The sequence below is a fragment of the Allobosea sp. 117 genome (assembly GCF_000702305.1).
Lineage (GTDB): Bacteria > Pseudomonadota > Alphaproteobacteria > Rhizobiales > Xanthobacteraceae > Ancylobacter.
In genome coordinates this window covers 167,819-180,860 of the sequence record NZ_JNLC01000015.1, presented here as the reverse complement: position 1 = coordinate 180,860, position 13,042 = coordinate 167,819, and the positions used below count along the sequence as shown (strand labels likewise).

Sequence of the window (13,042 nt, the reverse complement as noted above, 5' to 3'; positions counted from 1 at the left end):
GCCGGCCCGGTAAGAGGATGGGAAGGTCGCCCGCCTTACGCAAGGGAGCCCGCGCCCGCGTGCCGCGAGTCGTGTCGCCGCGCCGGCACCGCCCGGCTTGACGGCCGCCGCCGCCGGATGATCCCATGCGCCGATGAGCGATGCAGACACCAAGGGCGCAGCGCCCCCGGCCGCCTCCAACGACGCGCCGCCCGCAAGGGCGCTGACGCCGGCGGCGCAGCGGGCGCTCGCCGAGGCCGAGGAGCGCCGGGCGGCGGCCCGCGCGGCCGAGGCACAGGCGCCGCCCGTCGAGATCAACGGCCGGGGCGGCCCGGAGCCGGTGCGCTACGGCGACTGGGAGGTGAAGGGCATCGCCTCGGATTTCTAGGGCGTGTCCGCGGCGCCGTGTGCGGATGGGGACGCGACGAAAGGCGAACCGGAAAAATCGCAGGTGAGGTGCAGCGATCGGGCCGGTTCGTGGTTATATGGTGGTGTGTGGATGGCCGGCGGGCGTGATCTTGCCACCGGGAGGGCGTATCAAAGGCGTGCCGAGGAGGACAAAATGTCCGGTGCAATGACCGTTTCGCTGCTGGCCGCAGTCATGGGCTTCGCGGCCCTGCTCGCTCTTCGCCCCGCTCCGCGCCGCGTACCTGTCCGAATTGCCGCCCGTCGTCGGCGCTGATCGATATCCGCGAGTCTGACGGAGAGGCCGGCTGGCCTCCCGGATAGGATTCGAACCTATGACCCCAGGTTTAGGAAACCTGTGCTCTATCCTGCTGAGCTACCGGGAGGCGCGCCGTCGCTCGTGAGCCCGCCGGGTTCCGCGCCTGTCCGGCATCGAATCCGTTCGGTCCACGGCGCTGCTCTCTAGCACGTCAGGTCGGGCATGGCGACCGTCGCCGTCCTGCCGCCTCCGCATGGTCGGGTGGTTTGCCACACGGTGGGAAGCGCGCGCCTGCGCGGCCTGCGGGCGATTCGTGATGGGCTTCCCGGCCGGCTTTTGCTATAAAGGCCGCGAGGAATTCTGCCGAAGGCGGCATTGCAGCCTGATGATACTGCCTGCTTCCCCGATCGCCTGCGAGAGCCGGAATTCGACCGGCAACCGGTGCCGGATGGGACAGTCCCGGGGCGTTGCGCTGCAGGCCCTCGCCGTGGTCGCGGCGCTGGGTGCGGGTATCGTCTCCGCGCGCGCCGAGGCGGCGAGGGGTTGTCCGCAGGGTGATGGTCCTTCCGTCGTGGCGGCGGTGGGCATGCATGGCGAGCTCGTGCTGGAGGACGGCCGCCTGCTGAAGCTCGCCGGGCTGGCGCTCGATTTCGGCGATGATGATCACGCCGCCGCGCGCGATACGGCGCTGCGGGAATTGGCCGTCGGTCGGCGCATCCTTGTCGCCTCGGCCGCGCCGGAGGGCGACCGCTATGGCCGGCTGGTCGGCGTCGCGCGCATCGAAGGCGAGGCGCAGACGCTGCAGCATGCGCTGATCGAGCTCGGCCTTGCGGTGCTGCGGCCCGATGCAGCGCATGCCGGATGCCTCGAAGGGCTCGCTGCGGCCGAACGCTCGGCGCGGGAGGCGCGGCTCGGGCTGTGGGCCTCGCTCCCGGTGAAGGCGTCGGATGTCGCCGCCGTGCGGGCGCTCGAGGGGCGCTACGGGGTGATCGAGGGGCGCGTCGCATCGGTCGGCGACCGGCGCGCGGCGCTTTACCTCAATTTTGGCCGGGTCTGGCGGCAAGACCTGACCGTGACGGTGCCGCAGCGATTCCGTTCTGCACTGAATGGTGCAAAGATACCTCTCGACGATATGTCGGGACGCCTGGTGCGGGTGCGCGGGGTGGTGTTCGAAGAGGGAGGCCCCGCCATCGAGGTGCGGGAGCCGGGGCAGATCGAGCTGGTGGGGAACGAAGACCGGTGAGCATGGTCGGACGGAGGGTGAGTGCGGTCGGTCGCGTGGCGCTCGTCACGCGCGCGCCCTCGCGCGCCCGCGCCGCCACCCTGTCCGCCGCCCTGATGCTCCTCGCCGGCTGCGCGAGCCTCGATATCCAGCAGGAGGCGGCGAAGTCCCCGGCGGTCACGCCCGTCGCGCTGGAGGAGACGCTCACCCCCGCCCAGCGCAAGGAGCACGAGCGGCTGGTCGCCTCCTATGGCGGCGCCTATGACGATCCGAAGCTCCGCCAGCTCATCCAGGACGTCGTCGCCCGGCTGGTCGCCGCCTCCGAGCGGCCGGACCTGCGTTACCGGGTGACGATCCTCAACTCGCCGGCGATCAACGCCTTCGCGCTGCCGAACGGCTCGCTCTACGTGACGCGCGGCCTGCTCGCGCTCGCCAACGACACCGCCGAGCTCGCCTCCGTGCTGTCGCATGAGATGGCCCACGTGATCGCCAACCACGCGGCGATCCGCGAGGACCAGATGAAGCAGGCGGTGCTGGTGAGCCGGGTGATCTCCGACGTGGTCAACGATGCCGATCTCGGTGCGCTGGCGCTGGCCAAGAGCCGCATGTCGCTGGCGAGCTTCTCGCGGGCGCAGGAGCTGGAGGCGGACGCCATCGGGGTCGGCATCAGCGCGCGGGCGGGCTTCGACCCCTATGGCGCGGCGCGCTTCCTCACCGCCATGGGCAAGCAGGCGAATTTCCGCGCCACCGCCATCGGCCAGAGCGCCTCGGCGGACAGCGCCGATTTCCTCGCCAGCCATCCGGCGACGCCCGAGCGCATCTCGATCGCCATCGCCAATGCCCGCGAATACGCCTCGCCCGACAAGCCCGGCGAGCGCGACCGCGAGCAGTATCTCGCCGCCATCGACGGCATGGTCTATGGCGACGACCCGAAGGAAGGCTTCGTGCGCGGCCAGCGCTTCTTCCATCCCAAGCTCGGCTTCACCTTCACCGCCCCGGACGGTTTCACGCTGGAGAACACCTCGCAGGCGGTGCTGGGGGCCACCACCACCGGGCGCGAGGCGCTGCGGCTCGACGCCGTGCGCGTCGCCGCCGACCAGTCGCTGGCGCAGTATCTCTCCTCCGGCTGGATCGACGGGGTGGAGATCTCCTCAGTCGAGAGCCTGGTGCTGAATGGATTTCCGGCGGCCACCGCGGTGGCACGGGGCGACCAGTGGTCGTTCCGCATGTTCGCCATCCGCTTCGGCAGCGACGTCTACCGGCTGATCTTCGCGGCGCGCGAGCTCACCCCCGAGCTCGACGCATCGTTCCGCACGGCGGCGGCGACCTTCCGCCGTGTCTCCATCGAGGAGGCGGACAAGGTGAAGCCGCTGCGCATCCGCGTTGTGGAGGCGGGGCTGGCCGACAATGTCGACAAGCTCGCCGGTAAGATGGAGGTCCCGGATCGGCCGCTGGAGCGCTTCCTGCTGCTGAACGGCATCGAGCGGAACGCCAAGATTTCCTATGGCGAGGAACTGAAGATCGTCGCCGACTGACCTGATGCCAGCCTGAGCCTCAGGCGGGCGGCAGCCAGCCGGTGCGCACGGAATGCGCGATGGCGGGCCGGCCGGCCCGCTCGGCCTGGAGTGCCGCCGCCTCGGTGTCATAGGGCACTGCCCGAAGCTCGGCCGCCCAGCCGGCGGGGCCGTCCTGCAGCAGGGCGTAGCGGGCGTGGGGCGAGCCGGTCTCCACCACATGCGGCAGGGGCTCGCCAGCGCGGTAGCAGGGCATGCCGACGCTTCCGGGATTAAGGATCAGCACGCCGTCCAGAATGACGATCCGCGCCGTGTGGCTATGGCCGCACAGGACGACCTGTGCCGCGCCGATGCCCGCCAGCCGGCGCCGAATGGCGTCCTCGCGATCGAGCGTCGGGCGCCCCGAGCCGACATCCTCGAGCAGATATTCGAGATCGCCGCCGGCCGGGCTTCCGTGGCAGGCGAAGACGCGGCCCTCGGCGAGCGACAGGGTCGCGGGCAGGCTCGCCATCCAGTCGAGATGCGCGCGCGACAGCAACGGCCGGGCGAAGGCGTCGAGCGCGCCTTCGCCGCCGGAGAGCAACTCGCGCTCGTGATTGCCGGCGATGGTCGGGCAGCCAAGACCCATCTGGGTCTCGGCGCTGCCGGCCGGGTCGAACGGGCCGGAGACGAGGTCGCCGAGATTGACCACAAGATCCGGAGCCGCCCCGCGCAGGTCCGCCAGCACGGCCTCGAGCGCGATCAGGTTTCCATGCACGTCGGCGATGACGGCGATCCTCATGACGCAGCAATCCTCATGGCGGGTAGCCTCCGGTCGACCGGCGGGAGCGGCGCGGGTTCGGCGCGCCGCCTTCAGCATGGAGCGGTATCGCTTGTCCCGACAAGCAAAAGGCCCGGCTTTCGACCGGGCCTTTCCATGATCGGCGGCAGATGCCGGGAAGGTGCCTCAGGCGGCCTCTTCCTCGGTCTCGGCCTCGACCTCATCGGCTTCCTCGGCCTCGTCCGCCGCCTCGGCCTTGCCGGCACGGCGCGGGCCCTTGAGCAGGTTCTGCTCAATCAGCTTGATCGCCTCGGTCTCGGTCAGGTTGTCGACGGCGGCGAGCTCGCGGGCCATGCGGTCGAGCGCGGCCTCGTAGAGCTGGCGCTCGCTGTAGGACTGCTCGGGCTGCGCCTCGGAGCGGTAGAGGTCGCGCACCACCTCGGAGATGGCGACGAGATCGCCGGAATTGATCTTGGCTTCATATTCCTGCGCGCGGCGGCTCCACATGGTGCGCTTGATGCGCGCGCGGCCCTTCAACGTCTCCAGCGCCTTCTTGACGACCGCCGGCTCGGACAGCTTGCGCATGCCCACGGTGGCGATCTTCGGCACCGGGACGCGCAGCGTCATCTTGTCCTTCTCGAAATTGATGACGAACAGTTCGAGCTTGAAGCCCGCGACTTCCTGCTCCTCGATGGACATGATACGCCCGACGCCGTGGGACGGATAAACGATGTGCTCGCCCGTCTTGAAACCCTGGCGGATGTTGGAGGGCTTCTTCGTCGACATGCTGCGTCCTGCTCCTGGGTCCGGACCGATACGGGACCGCGCGACCTTGATGACACGATCCCGGTCCGCGGACAGGCGCGCCCGCGGACAAGAATGAAAGCTCCCGCCTGTGCGAAAGCCCGAGAAATCAGCCGATGCGGGAAAATTGGAAACGCCCCGCCGCGCGCGGTTCGACGCGCACCGGAGGAAAAACCGTCCACAATTGCGGGGATGACGCCCCCTGCGGGGAGCGAACCTTCATTGCAAACCCAATCGACTGCACAAAAGCCAATATAGCACAATTGGCTCAAGAATCAAAGTGCTGCCGCGCCGCAGCGAGACGCGCGGCTGTCGCGGGCGGGGTGCAGTCGGCCGCCGGGTGCAGGATTGGGGCGAAGCGCAACGTCAGTCCTGCTTACCGGGTTCGGGCGAAAGATACTGTAGCTTGTCGGCCACACCATCCCACTCCTTCGCGTCCGGCAGCGGGTCCCTCTTGTCGGTGATGTTGGGCCACACCTTGGCGTAGTCGGCATTGATGGTGAGCCACTTGTCGAGGCCCGGCTCGGTGTCCGGCTTGATCGCCTCGGCCGGGCATTCCGGCTCGCACACGCCGCAATCGATGCATTCGTCGGGATGGATGACGAGGAAGTTCTCGCCCTCATAGAAGCAGTCGACCGGACAGACGGAGACGCAGTCCGTGTATTTGCACTTGATGCAATTATCCGTGACGACGTAGGTCATTAAATCAGTCTCCGTCGCGGGCGTGTGGTTTATCCCGCGCGCTTCACCTATCGCACCGCTCCATGCCGCGCAAGGACAACGGCCCTGCGTCTGCCGCAGGTCTCGTGAGGGCCGGTTTCAGAGCGGCGGGTCGGCATCATACCGCGCCGTCCGGCCCTTCGGTGATTTCCATATAGAGAGCCTGTGCCGCCTGCGCATCCCCGCGCCGGTCGGCGAAGCCGGCGACGCGCAGCACCCGCACGCGGGAATCGAGCGCCACCGTCACCGTGTCGCCGAGGCGCACGACATGGGCGGGAGCGCTCACCCGCGTGCCGTTGAGCCGAACCCGGCCGGCGCGCACGAGATCGGCGGCGGCGCTGCGGGTTCGCACACAGCGCGCGTGCCAGAGCCAGGCATCGAGACGGGGGCGCTCGGCGGACAACGGCCCTCCCGGGAGGCGGCCTCAGCCGCCGTTCTTGTCCGCCTCCATGCGCGCCTTCAGGGCGAGCAGGGCGGCGAAGGGCGAGTCGGGGTCGACCGGCTTGTCGCGCCGCTGGTCGTTGCGCCCGTCCTGGCGCGGCGACTGGAAGCGGTCGGCCGAGCGCTCGTGCCGGCTGCCGCCCTCGGAACGCGGGCGGTCGCCGCGCTCCTCGCGCGGGCGATCCTGGCGGGGGCGGTCCTGACGCGGACGATCGCCGCGCGGATTCTCGCTGCGCTCCTGGCGCGGGCCGTCGGAGCGCGCGGAGCGATCCTCGCGGCGGCGCTCGCCATTGGGCTCGCTCTGGCGGTCCGAGCGCTCGTCGCGCCGCGGCTTGCGGAAGCGGTCGCCATCCTCGCGGCGGCGCTCGCCCGGCTGGCCGGCCGCCGCCTCGCCGCCGGCGGGCGCGGAGGCGCGCTGGTCGGGGCGGCCGTGATGCGGCTTGCCGCGGCCATGGTGCTGCGGGCGCTGCCCCGGCGGGCGGCCGGGCCGCCACACCTCGATCATCGCCGGCTCGGCGGGAGCCGCGTCCGATGCAATCTCAGCCGGCGCAGCCTCGGTGGCCATTTCTTCCGCTGCTGCGGCTTCGGCCGTCTCGACGGCGGCGGCCTCCACGCTCTCCACCGCCTCGGCGGCTTCGAGCGCGGCGGGCTCGGCCGGCGCCGCTTCGAGCGCGGGCTCGACCGTCTGGTCGAAGACCGGATCGCTTGGCACCGGCGTTTCGGGAACCACGGCTTCTACCGCGACGACTTCAGCCGCGACGGCCTCGGCGGAGCTCTCTTCTGCCGCGGACGGCGGGGAGACCTCCTCCAGCGCTGGCTCGACCGTCTGGTCGAAGGCGACGTCGGACGCCTCGGCCTCGGAGGTCTCGGCCGGAGCCGCCTCGGCGGCCGGCGCATCCGCCGTCACCTCAGGGGAGGGCGCGGCCTCGGCAGCGGGCTCAGCAGCGGCCTCGACCGGCGGGGCCGGGCGGCGCTCCATACGGTAGCCGAGTGAGCGCAGGATGGAGGCGAAGTCCTCGCCCGCGCAGCCGGCCAGCGAGGTCATGGCGACGGTGGCGACGAAGCCGTTGCCGTCGAACGCCCCGGCCGGCTTCTCGCCGCTCATGCCGGGACGCCAGGCGAGCGCCGGGCGGATGAGGTCGGCGAGGCGCTCGAGAATATCGACGCGCACCGCCCGCTCGCCGGCGACGCGGAACCCGACGGCGCGGTAGAGGCCCTTCTGGATCTCCGGGTCAACCGGGATCGAGGTGCGCCCGGACGAGGCGAGATGCGGCAGCTCGTCGAGGCCCTTCTGCTGCAGGCCGCCATGCTTCAGCCCCCAGAGCTGGGCGGCGAGCGTGCGCGGCGCCGGCTTCAGCAGCGCCGGCAGATAGATGTGGTGGGCGCCGAAGCGCACGCCGTGGCTGCGCAGCAAAGCGCGGGCGTCCTGTGCCAGCGACTTCATCTCCTCGGCGACACGGTGGCGCTCCAGCACGCCGAGCGACTCGACGATCTGGAAGGCGATGCCGCGGGCGATGCCGGTGATGTCCTCGGCGCGGCCGAGTGCCAGCAGCGGACCGAGCAGCTTCTCGATATGCGCCTTGAGCCAGAGGTCGAGGCGGGCCTGAACGCCATCGCGCGCCGGGCCGGTGAGGTGCTCGTCGGCGATGATCTTGAGCTTCGGGGCCAGCACCTCGTCGCCGGGGATCAGCTTGGCGACCGGCTCGCCGATCCAGCGCAGCGTGCCGTCCATGCTGAGCACGAAGGCATCGTCCGGCGCCTCGCCGAGCTTGGCGGCGCGGCTCTCGATCTCGCCGGCCAGCGCCTTCTGGGCGGTCGCCCTCAGCGCCTTGGCCTCGGGGCCGCCGGCGGAGGGGTCCGCGGCGAACTGGAAACCGAGCAGATGGCCGATGACATGGCCTTCCACCACCACGTCGCCGGTCTTGGTAATTTCCGTTTCGAGCATCGTGTTCTCTCGCAGGCGCCGCATCAGGACGCTGGTCCGACGGTCGACGAAGCGGTGTGCCAGCCGCTCGTGCAGCGCGTCGGAGAGCCGGTCCTCCACACGCCGCGTAACCTCTCGCCAGTGCTCCGGGTCCTGGAGCCAGTCCGGCCGGTTCGCCGCGAAGGTCCAGGTACGGACCTGCGCAATACGCCCCGACAGCGTGTCTATGTCACCTTCCGCTCGGTCCGCCAAGGCCACTTGTTTGGCGAACCAGTCCGTGGCGATCCGTCCTTCCCGCATCAGGTACCCGTAAACGGTGATGACGAGGTCGCTGTGGGAGGCGGGCGAGACCTTCCGGTAGTCCGGAAGCTGGCAAGCTTCCCACAGTCTTTCGACAGCTTCGCGACCATGGGCGAGACCGCGCACCTCGGGGTCGCGGGCCGCCGCCTCCAGCACCAGCACATCGTCGGCGGTGGGGGCGCGGGTGAGCCCGTCCTCGCGCGGCACGATGCCGAGCGAGCGGCCGAGCGCCTCGATCGAATGGAAGTCGAGATCGGTGTTGCGCCATTGCAGGACGCGGTGGGGCTCGAAGCTGTGGCTCTCCAGCCGCTCGACGATCTCCTCGTCGAAGGGCGGGCAGCGGCCGGTGGTGCCGAAAGTGCCGTCGCGCTGGGCGCGGCCGGCCCGGCCGGCGATCTGCGCCAGCTCGCCGGGGTTGAGCCGGCGGAACTGCCAGCCGTCGAACTTCACGTCGCCGGCGAAGGCGACGTGGTCGACGTCGAGGTTCAGCCCCATGCCGATGGCGTCGGTGGCGACCAGATAGTCGACGTCGCCGTTCTGATACATCGCCACCTGCGAGTTGCGGGTGCGCGGCGAGAGGGCGCCGAGCACCACCGCCGCGCCGCCGCGCTGGCGGCGGATCAGCTCGGCGATGGCGTAGACCTCGTCGGTCGAGAAGGCGACGATGGCCGAGCGGCGCGGCAGGCGGGTGATCTTCCGCTCGCCGGTGAAGGTGAGGTTCGACAGGCGCGGGCGCACCAGCACGCTCACGCCGGGCAGCAGCCGCTCCACCAGCGGGCGCATGGTGGCGGCGCCGAGCAGTAGCGTCTCCTCGCGGCCGCGCCGGTTGAGCAGGCGGTCGGTGAAGACGTGGCCGCGGTCGAGATCGGCGCAGAGCTGGATCTCGTCCAGCGCCACGAAGGCGACGTCGAGGTCGCGCGGCATCGCCTCCACCGTCGACACCCAGTAGCGCGCCTTCGGCGGGCGGATGCGCTCCTCGCCGGTGATCAACGCCACCTGGTCGATGCCGGCGCGCTCGACGAGGCGCTGATAGACCTCGCGGGCGAGCAGGCGCAGCGGCAGGCCGATCAGCCCGCTCGAATGGCCGAGCATGCGCTCGATGGCGAGATGCGTCTTGCCGGTGTTGGTGGGGCCGAGCACGGCGGTGACGCCGCGGGCCCGGATCGAGGGCGGCAGCGGCTTGCCCGAGAAGGCGTCGGGAGCCCCGGTGCCCGGCGGCGGATTGAAGATGTTCATGCGCCGATCAGTCCGTCGGGCCGGGCGGGAGGCCCTTCTAGCACAAGGCATAGCACGGCGTCGCGCCGAACAGCGCGGGAGTCCGCCGCGCGTTTACATTCGGATCGAAGCGGGAACGTACCGTGCCCGAATCGATGGGAACCGCATGTTCGGGTTTCGTGCACGCCAAGATATGGGTGGCCGGGAACGCCCATGCCTCAATATGGCGCTCCGCCGGCAAATCGCAAATGACGGCAATTGACGAAAATTTTAATCAATCTGTCTCGATGTGGGACAGAAGCGCCGCTTCGGGCTCGGTACGTGTTCCCGACCCACCTCGGGATTACGGCGATCTTGGGGGAGAGGTTTCGTCCCCTCCGGGACAAACGGCTGGCGATGCTAGGGCTGTTTGCGGGTGGCGGAGGCCGGCTGCGGGCCGACGGCCTCGGACTGGAAGCTGATCGCCTCCATCTCGGCGGCGCCCAGCGTGGTGGCGACCGAGACCTTGAAGGGGACGAGTACGCGGGTGCCGGCGACGGGCGCCAGCCACACATAGACGTCCCTGTTCTGCATCATGTACTTCACGCCGGAGCGGTTCGGCTTGTGGCCGGAAATCGGCTTGTAGCCGACGCGGCAGACCACGGCCGGCCCCTGATAGCCGCGATCGGCGCGCACCAGATCGGTGCGCACATAGGAAAGCGTGAGATCGTAGCGCTGGCGTCCGTCGAAGATCGACAAGGTGCGGTCGCAGGCGGTGGCCGAGACCGGATCGTCCTTGCCCTCGACCAGCACCAGCGCCGCCGTCATCGGGTCGAGCACGCCCTTCTTGTCGGCGTCGGATATCGGGATGCGGTCCGGCGAGGCGCGCACCGGCGGCTCGACGGAGAGGTCCTTCACCGCATTAGCGGCGATGACGAGGCGGATCGCCTCGGCCTTCTTGTCGCTCTCCGCGTCCATCGCGAAGGACTGCGGCGAGAGCGCCCCGCGCGCCACCAGGCCGCGCGCGCCGGCCGAGCCCTTGCCGGAGGAGACGGCCTGCAGCATGCCGGTAACGCGCGCGCTGCCGGAGGCGGTGTAGGAACTGTCGTTCACTTCAAGGAGAAACGACGCCCGGCCGAGTTCCAGGCCACCGAGCGACATGCGGTAGCGCGCCTCGAGCCGGCCGTCGGCATGGGCCAGCGCGCCGGATGCGACGGTCGCGACGCCCGCGAGGATCGCGGTTAAGGAACGCGCTTGCTTCAACTGACCCAAGTCCATACCGATGATCATCCGGCGGCGGGGCGCATCCTGCCCCAGAACGCTGCTTCGCCGGATCATGAATCGGTGAGGTCAGAAGGCGGCGGAACTGTGGCTCCTACACGGGCCGCGCCCGTCCGGTCTTGACGCGCGTGGGGGTGTTCCTTATAGGAGCGCACTCTTCGGATCCATGCTGCGGCGTGATCGTGGGGGCCATATGGGTGGCTTCCGGCGCGGCGGCACTTGAATATAAGGAAGTCCACGATGTCCCGTCGGTGCGAACTTACCGGGAAGGCGGTTCTGACCGGCAACCTCGTGAGCCACTCCAACCGCAAGACCCGTCGCCGGTTCCTGCCGAACCTGGTGAACGTGACGCTCGCCAGCGAGGTCCTGCAGCGTTCGGTGAAGCTCCGGGTCAGCGCCAATGCCCTCAAGACCGTCGATCATCGCGGCGGCCTCGACGCTTTCCTGCGCAAGGCGAGCATCGACGAGCTGTCGCCGAAGGCCGCCGAGCTGAAGCGCGCGGTCGAGAAGGCGTCTGTCGAGAAGGCTCCGGTCGCGGCCTGATCGCCGCGCCCGTCAGCCTCCACGCGCCATGCGCATTGCCGGCACCGAGATATCGCCCCTAGCGCTCGCCGCTCCTATCGCCGCCATGATGGCGGTGGTGGCGGCGTCGAACGTGCTCGTCCAGTATCCGGTCGAGCTGTTCGGGCTGAACGAGGTGCTGACCTGGGGCGCCTTCTCCTATCCGGTCGCCTTCCTCGTCAACGACCTGACCAACCGGCGCTTCGGCCCGGTCGTCACCCGGCGCGTGGTCTATGTCGGCTTCGCGCTGGCGGTGCTGCTGTCGATCTGGCTCGCCACCTCGCGCATCGCGCTCGCCTCCGGCACGGCCTTCCTGGTCGGCCAGTTGCTCGACATCGGCGTGTTCAACCGGCTGCGCCGCATGGCGTGGTGGCGCGCCCCGCTCGCCGGCAGCCTCATCGGCTCGGCGGTCGACACCGCGATCTTCTTCTCGCTGGCCTTCGCCGGCGACGAGGCTATGTCCGGGCCGGTGACCTACGGCCTCGTCGGCGCCTCGGTCACGGTGCCGCTGTGGGTCGGCCTCGCCTTCTTCGACTTCCTGGTGAAGGTCGGCTGCGCGCTGCTGGCGCTGGTGCCCTACGGCGCCTTCATGGGCTGGCTGAAGCCCTGGTCCGGCGCCGCGACGGCCGCCGCCCGCTGATCCTCGATCACCGCGAAGCGTAGCAGCAGCGTGCGCTGCAGCGTCGAGAAATTGTCGTCCGACATCAGCGTGAGGATGGTCTCGCCGGCGGCGTTCCGGTGGATCGCCAGCGCCTCCATATTGTCGATCTCGGCGTTGTTGCCGATCTCGATCATCACCTCGCCCGCAATGGTCGCGCCCGGCCGGATCTCGGCGAGCGGGAAGCGGCGGATGCGCAGCGCGACGCCGCTGTACCAGACGAAGCGGCGCTCCAGCAGATAGACATAGCCGTCCGGCGCCAGCGCCATGTCGGTGGCGTTGAACTCGCTGCTGCGCGTCAGCGTGAAGGTGCCGGCCGGTTCCGGCGCGAAGATGTAGCCGGGCAGCACGTCGTCGCTGGCCGGGCTGCGCTCGCCGATGACGACGAGGCTCGGGCGCGCCGGCGTGCCGAGCGGAATCGCGAGCAGCGCCTCCGGCCCCTGGTTCGAGGCAAGCGCCTGCAGCGCCTCGCTTCCCGGCAGGCGGCGGCCGCGCGCGGTCAGCGGGTCCGGTCCGGCGAAGCTCCAGATCTCCTGCGCCCGCTCGATACCGACCGCATAGCCGTCCGCCGTGCGGGTCAGCGCTTCCACGTCGCCCCGGCCCTGCGTGGCGAGGGTGCGGCCGTCCCTGTCGCGCATCGGCGCGGCAACGACCTTGTCGAGCGCGAGCGGCCGGTCGTCCTCGGCTTCGATGCGCCCGCTGAACCACCAGCCCTTGTCGCTGACCGCGAGGAACCGTTCGCCCTTGGCGTCGAGCGCGAGGCCCGACAGGCCGCCGAAGGCGCGGAAGGAGGAGGTGAGGACGAGGCCGCCGCGAAAATCGAGATTGCCATAGCGGGTGGCGGTGCCGGGCGCGAAACGCGCGATCGGCCGGGCGGTGACGCTCACCGGCACCGGCGCGCGGGCATCGGCGGCGGCGGCCATGTCCGCGCCGGCAAGCCCTGCGAAGGCGAGGATGCCGAGGAGGGGGAGCAGGGCACGTCCGGCACGTCTGGTCATCGCTGCGTCTCCCGCGGATTCG

General features: G+C 70.2%; 12 protein-coding genes and 1 tRNA gene. 5 read left to right on the top strand and 8 right to left on the bottom strand.

What is annotated here, in order from left to right; translation table 11 throughout:
• Positions 1 to 133 precede the first annotated feature (133 nt).
• Positions 134 to 367, top strand: a complete 234-nt coding sequence (locus U742_RS22145) for a DUF1674 domain-containing protein (RefSeq protein ID WP_029354715.1) — start codon at positions 134 to 136, stop codon at positions 365 to 367.
• 326 nt (positions 368 to 693) lie between these two features.
• Here U742_RS22145 and U742_RS0115770 read toward each other — a convergent pair.
• Positions 694 to 770, bottom strand: a tRNA-Arg gene (locus tag U742_RS0115770).
• 189 nt (positions 771 to 959) lie between these two features.
• On the opposite strand from U742_RS0115770, the gene U742_RS0115765 reads away from it, so the two are divergent.
• A complete protein-coding gene (locus U742_RS0115765) occupies positions 960 to 1,886 on the top strand; it encodes a thermonuclease family protein (RefSeq protein ID WP_197028274.1) in 927 nt (308 codons plus the stop codon).
• Between the two features lie 95 nt (positions 1,887 to 1,981).
• A complete protein-coding gene (locus U742_RS0115760) occupies positions 1,982 to 3,400 on the top strand; it encodes a M48 family metalloprotease (RefSeq protein WP_197028280.1) in 1,419 nt (472 codons plus the stop codon).
• A gap of 19 nt (positions 3,401 to 3,419) precedes the next feature.
• Here U742_RS0115760 and U742_RS0115755 read toward each other — a convergent pair whose 3' ends face one another.
• The 6 genes from U742_RS0115755 to U742_RS0115730 all read right to left on the bottom strand — a co-directional run bounded on the left by U742_RS0115755 (position 3,420) and on the right by U742_RS0115730 (position 10,785).
• Entirely contained in the window at positions 3,420 to 4,160 is a 741-nt protein-coding gene (locus U742_RS0115755; RefSeq protein ID WP_029354709.1) for a metallophosphoesterase family protein, read from the bottom strand.
• A 165-nt stretch (positions 4,161 to 4,325) separates the two neighbouring features.
• Positions 4,326 to 4,925 carry a CarD family transcriptional regulator gene (locus U742_RS0115750; protein ID WP_029354707.1) on the bottom strand — a complete coding sequence of 200 codons (600 nt, stop codon included), beginning with the start codon at positions 4,923 to 4,925 and terminating at the stop codon, positions 4,326 to 4,328.
• A 384-nt stretch (positions 4,926 to 5,309) separates the two neighbouring features.
• Positions 5,310 to 5,645: a ferredoxin FdxA gene (gene fdxA / locus U742_RS0115745; RefSeq protein WP_029354705.1), complete on the bottom strand. Its 336-nt coding sequence runs from the start codon at positions 5,643 to 5,645 to the stop codon at positions 5,310 to 5,312.
• Between the two features lie 136 nt (positions 5,646 to 5,781).
• Positions 5,782 to 6,066 (bottom strand): RNA-binding S4 domain-containing protein, encoded by a 285-nt coding sequence (locus U742_RS0115740; protein WP_029354704.1) that lies wholly within the window; start codon positions 6,064 to 6,066, stop codon positions 5,782 to 5,784.
• A gap of 21 nt (positions 6,067 to 6,087) precedes the next feature.
• Positions 6,088 to 9,564, bottom strand: a complete 3,477-nt coding sequence (locus U742_RS0115735; protein ID WP_029354701.1) for a helicase-related protein — start codon at positions 9,562 to 9,564, stop codon at positions 6,088 to 6,090.
• A gap of 378 nt (positions 9,565 to 9,942) precedes the next feature.
• The gene (locus U742_RS0115730; protein WP_248310387.1) at positions 9,943 to 10,785 is read right to left on the bottom strand and encodes a DUF3108 domain-containing protein; all 843 of its coding nucleotides are present in this window, start codon (positions 10,783 to 10,785) and stop codon (positions 9,943 to 9,945) included.
• Positions 10,786 to 11,043: 258 nt separating this feature from the next.
• On the opposite strand from U742_RS0115730, the gene rpmB reads away from it, so the two are divergent.
• Together rpmB and U742_RS0115720 are read left to right on the top strand one after the other, a co-directional pair.
• Positions 11,044 to 11,346 (top strand): 50S ribosomal protein L28, encoded by a 303-nt coding sequence (rpmB, locus tag U742_RS0115725; RefSeq protein ID WP_029354697.1) that lies wholly within the window; start codon positions 11,044 to 11,046, stop codon positions 11,344 to 11,346.
• Between the two features lie 85 nt (positions 11,347 to 11,431).
• On the top strand, positions 11,432 to 12,004 hold the full coding sequence (locus U742_RS0115720) for a queuosine precursor transporter (protein WP_248310396.1): 573 nt from the start codon (positions 11,432 to 11,434) through the stop codon (positions 12,002 to 12,004).
• Here U742_RS0115720 and U742_RS0115715 read toward each other — a convergent pair.
• Positions 11,941 to 13,020 (bottom strand): esterase-like activity of phytase family protein, encoded by a 1,080-nt coding sequence (locus U742_RS0115715; RefSeq protein ID WP_081853037.1) that lies wholly within the window; start codon positions 13,018 to 13,020, stop codon positions 11,941 to 11,943. The two genes, U742_RS0115720 and U742_RS0115715, sit on opposite strands and share 64 nt — an antisense overlap.
• Positions 13,021 to 13,042 lie beyond the last annotated feature (22 nt).

What these genes read in the sequence shown, in the direction of transcription:
- U742_RS0115735 (WP_029354701.1), bottom strand. Translation starts at nt 9,564, where the DNA reads ATGAACATCTTCAATCCGCCGCCGGGCACCGGGGCTCCCGACGCCTTC.
- rpmB (WP_029354697.1), top strand. Translation starts at nt 11,044, where the DNA reads ATGTCCCGTCGGTGCGAACTTACCGGGAAGGCGGTTCTGACCGGCAAC.
- U742_RS0115720 (WP_248310396.1), top strand. Translation starts at nt 11,432, where the DNA reads ATGATGGCGGTGGTGGCGGCGTCGAACGTGCTCGTCCAGTATCCGGTC.
- U742_RS22145 (WP_029354715.1), top strand. Translation starts at nt 134, where the DNA reads ATGAGCGATGCAGACACCAAGGGCGCAGCGCCCCCGGCCGCCTCCAAC.
- U742_RS0115765 (WP_197028274.1), top strand. Translation starts at nt 960, where the DNA reads ATGGGCTTCCCGGCCGGCTTTTGCTATAAAGGCCGCGAGGAATTCTGC.
- U742_RS0115755 (WP_029354709.1), bottom strand. Translation starts at nt 4,160, where the DNA reads ATGAGGATCGCCGTCATCGCCGACGTGCATGGAAACCTGATCGCGCTC.
- U742_RS0115760 (WP_197028280.1), top strand. Translation starts at nt 1,982, where the DNA reads ATGCTCCTCGCCGGCTGCGCGAGCCTCGATATCCAGCAGGAGGCGGCG.
- U742_RS0115750 (WP_029354707.1), bottom strand. Translation starts at nt 4,925, where the DNA reads ATGTCGACGAAGAAGCCCTCCAACATCCGCCAGGGTTTCAAGACGGGC.
- U742_RS0115715 (WP_081853037.1), bottom strand. Translation starts at nt 13,020, where the DNA reads ATGACCAGACGTGCCGGACGTGCCCTGCTCCCCCTCCTCGGCATCCTC.
- fdxA (WP_029354705.1), bottom strand. Translation starts at nt 5,645, where the DNA reads ATGACCTACGTCGTCACGGATAATTGCATCAAGTGCAAATACACGGAC.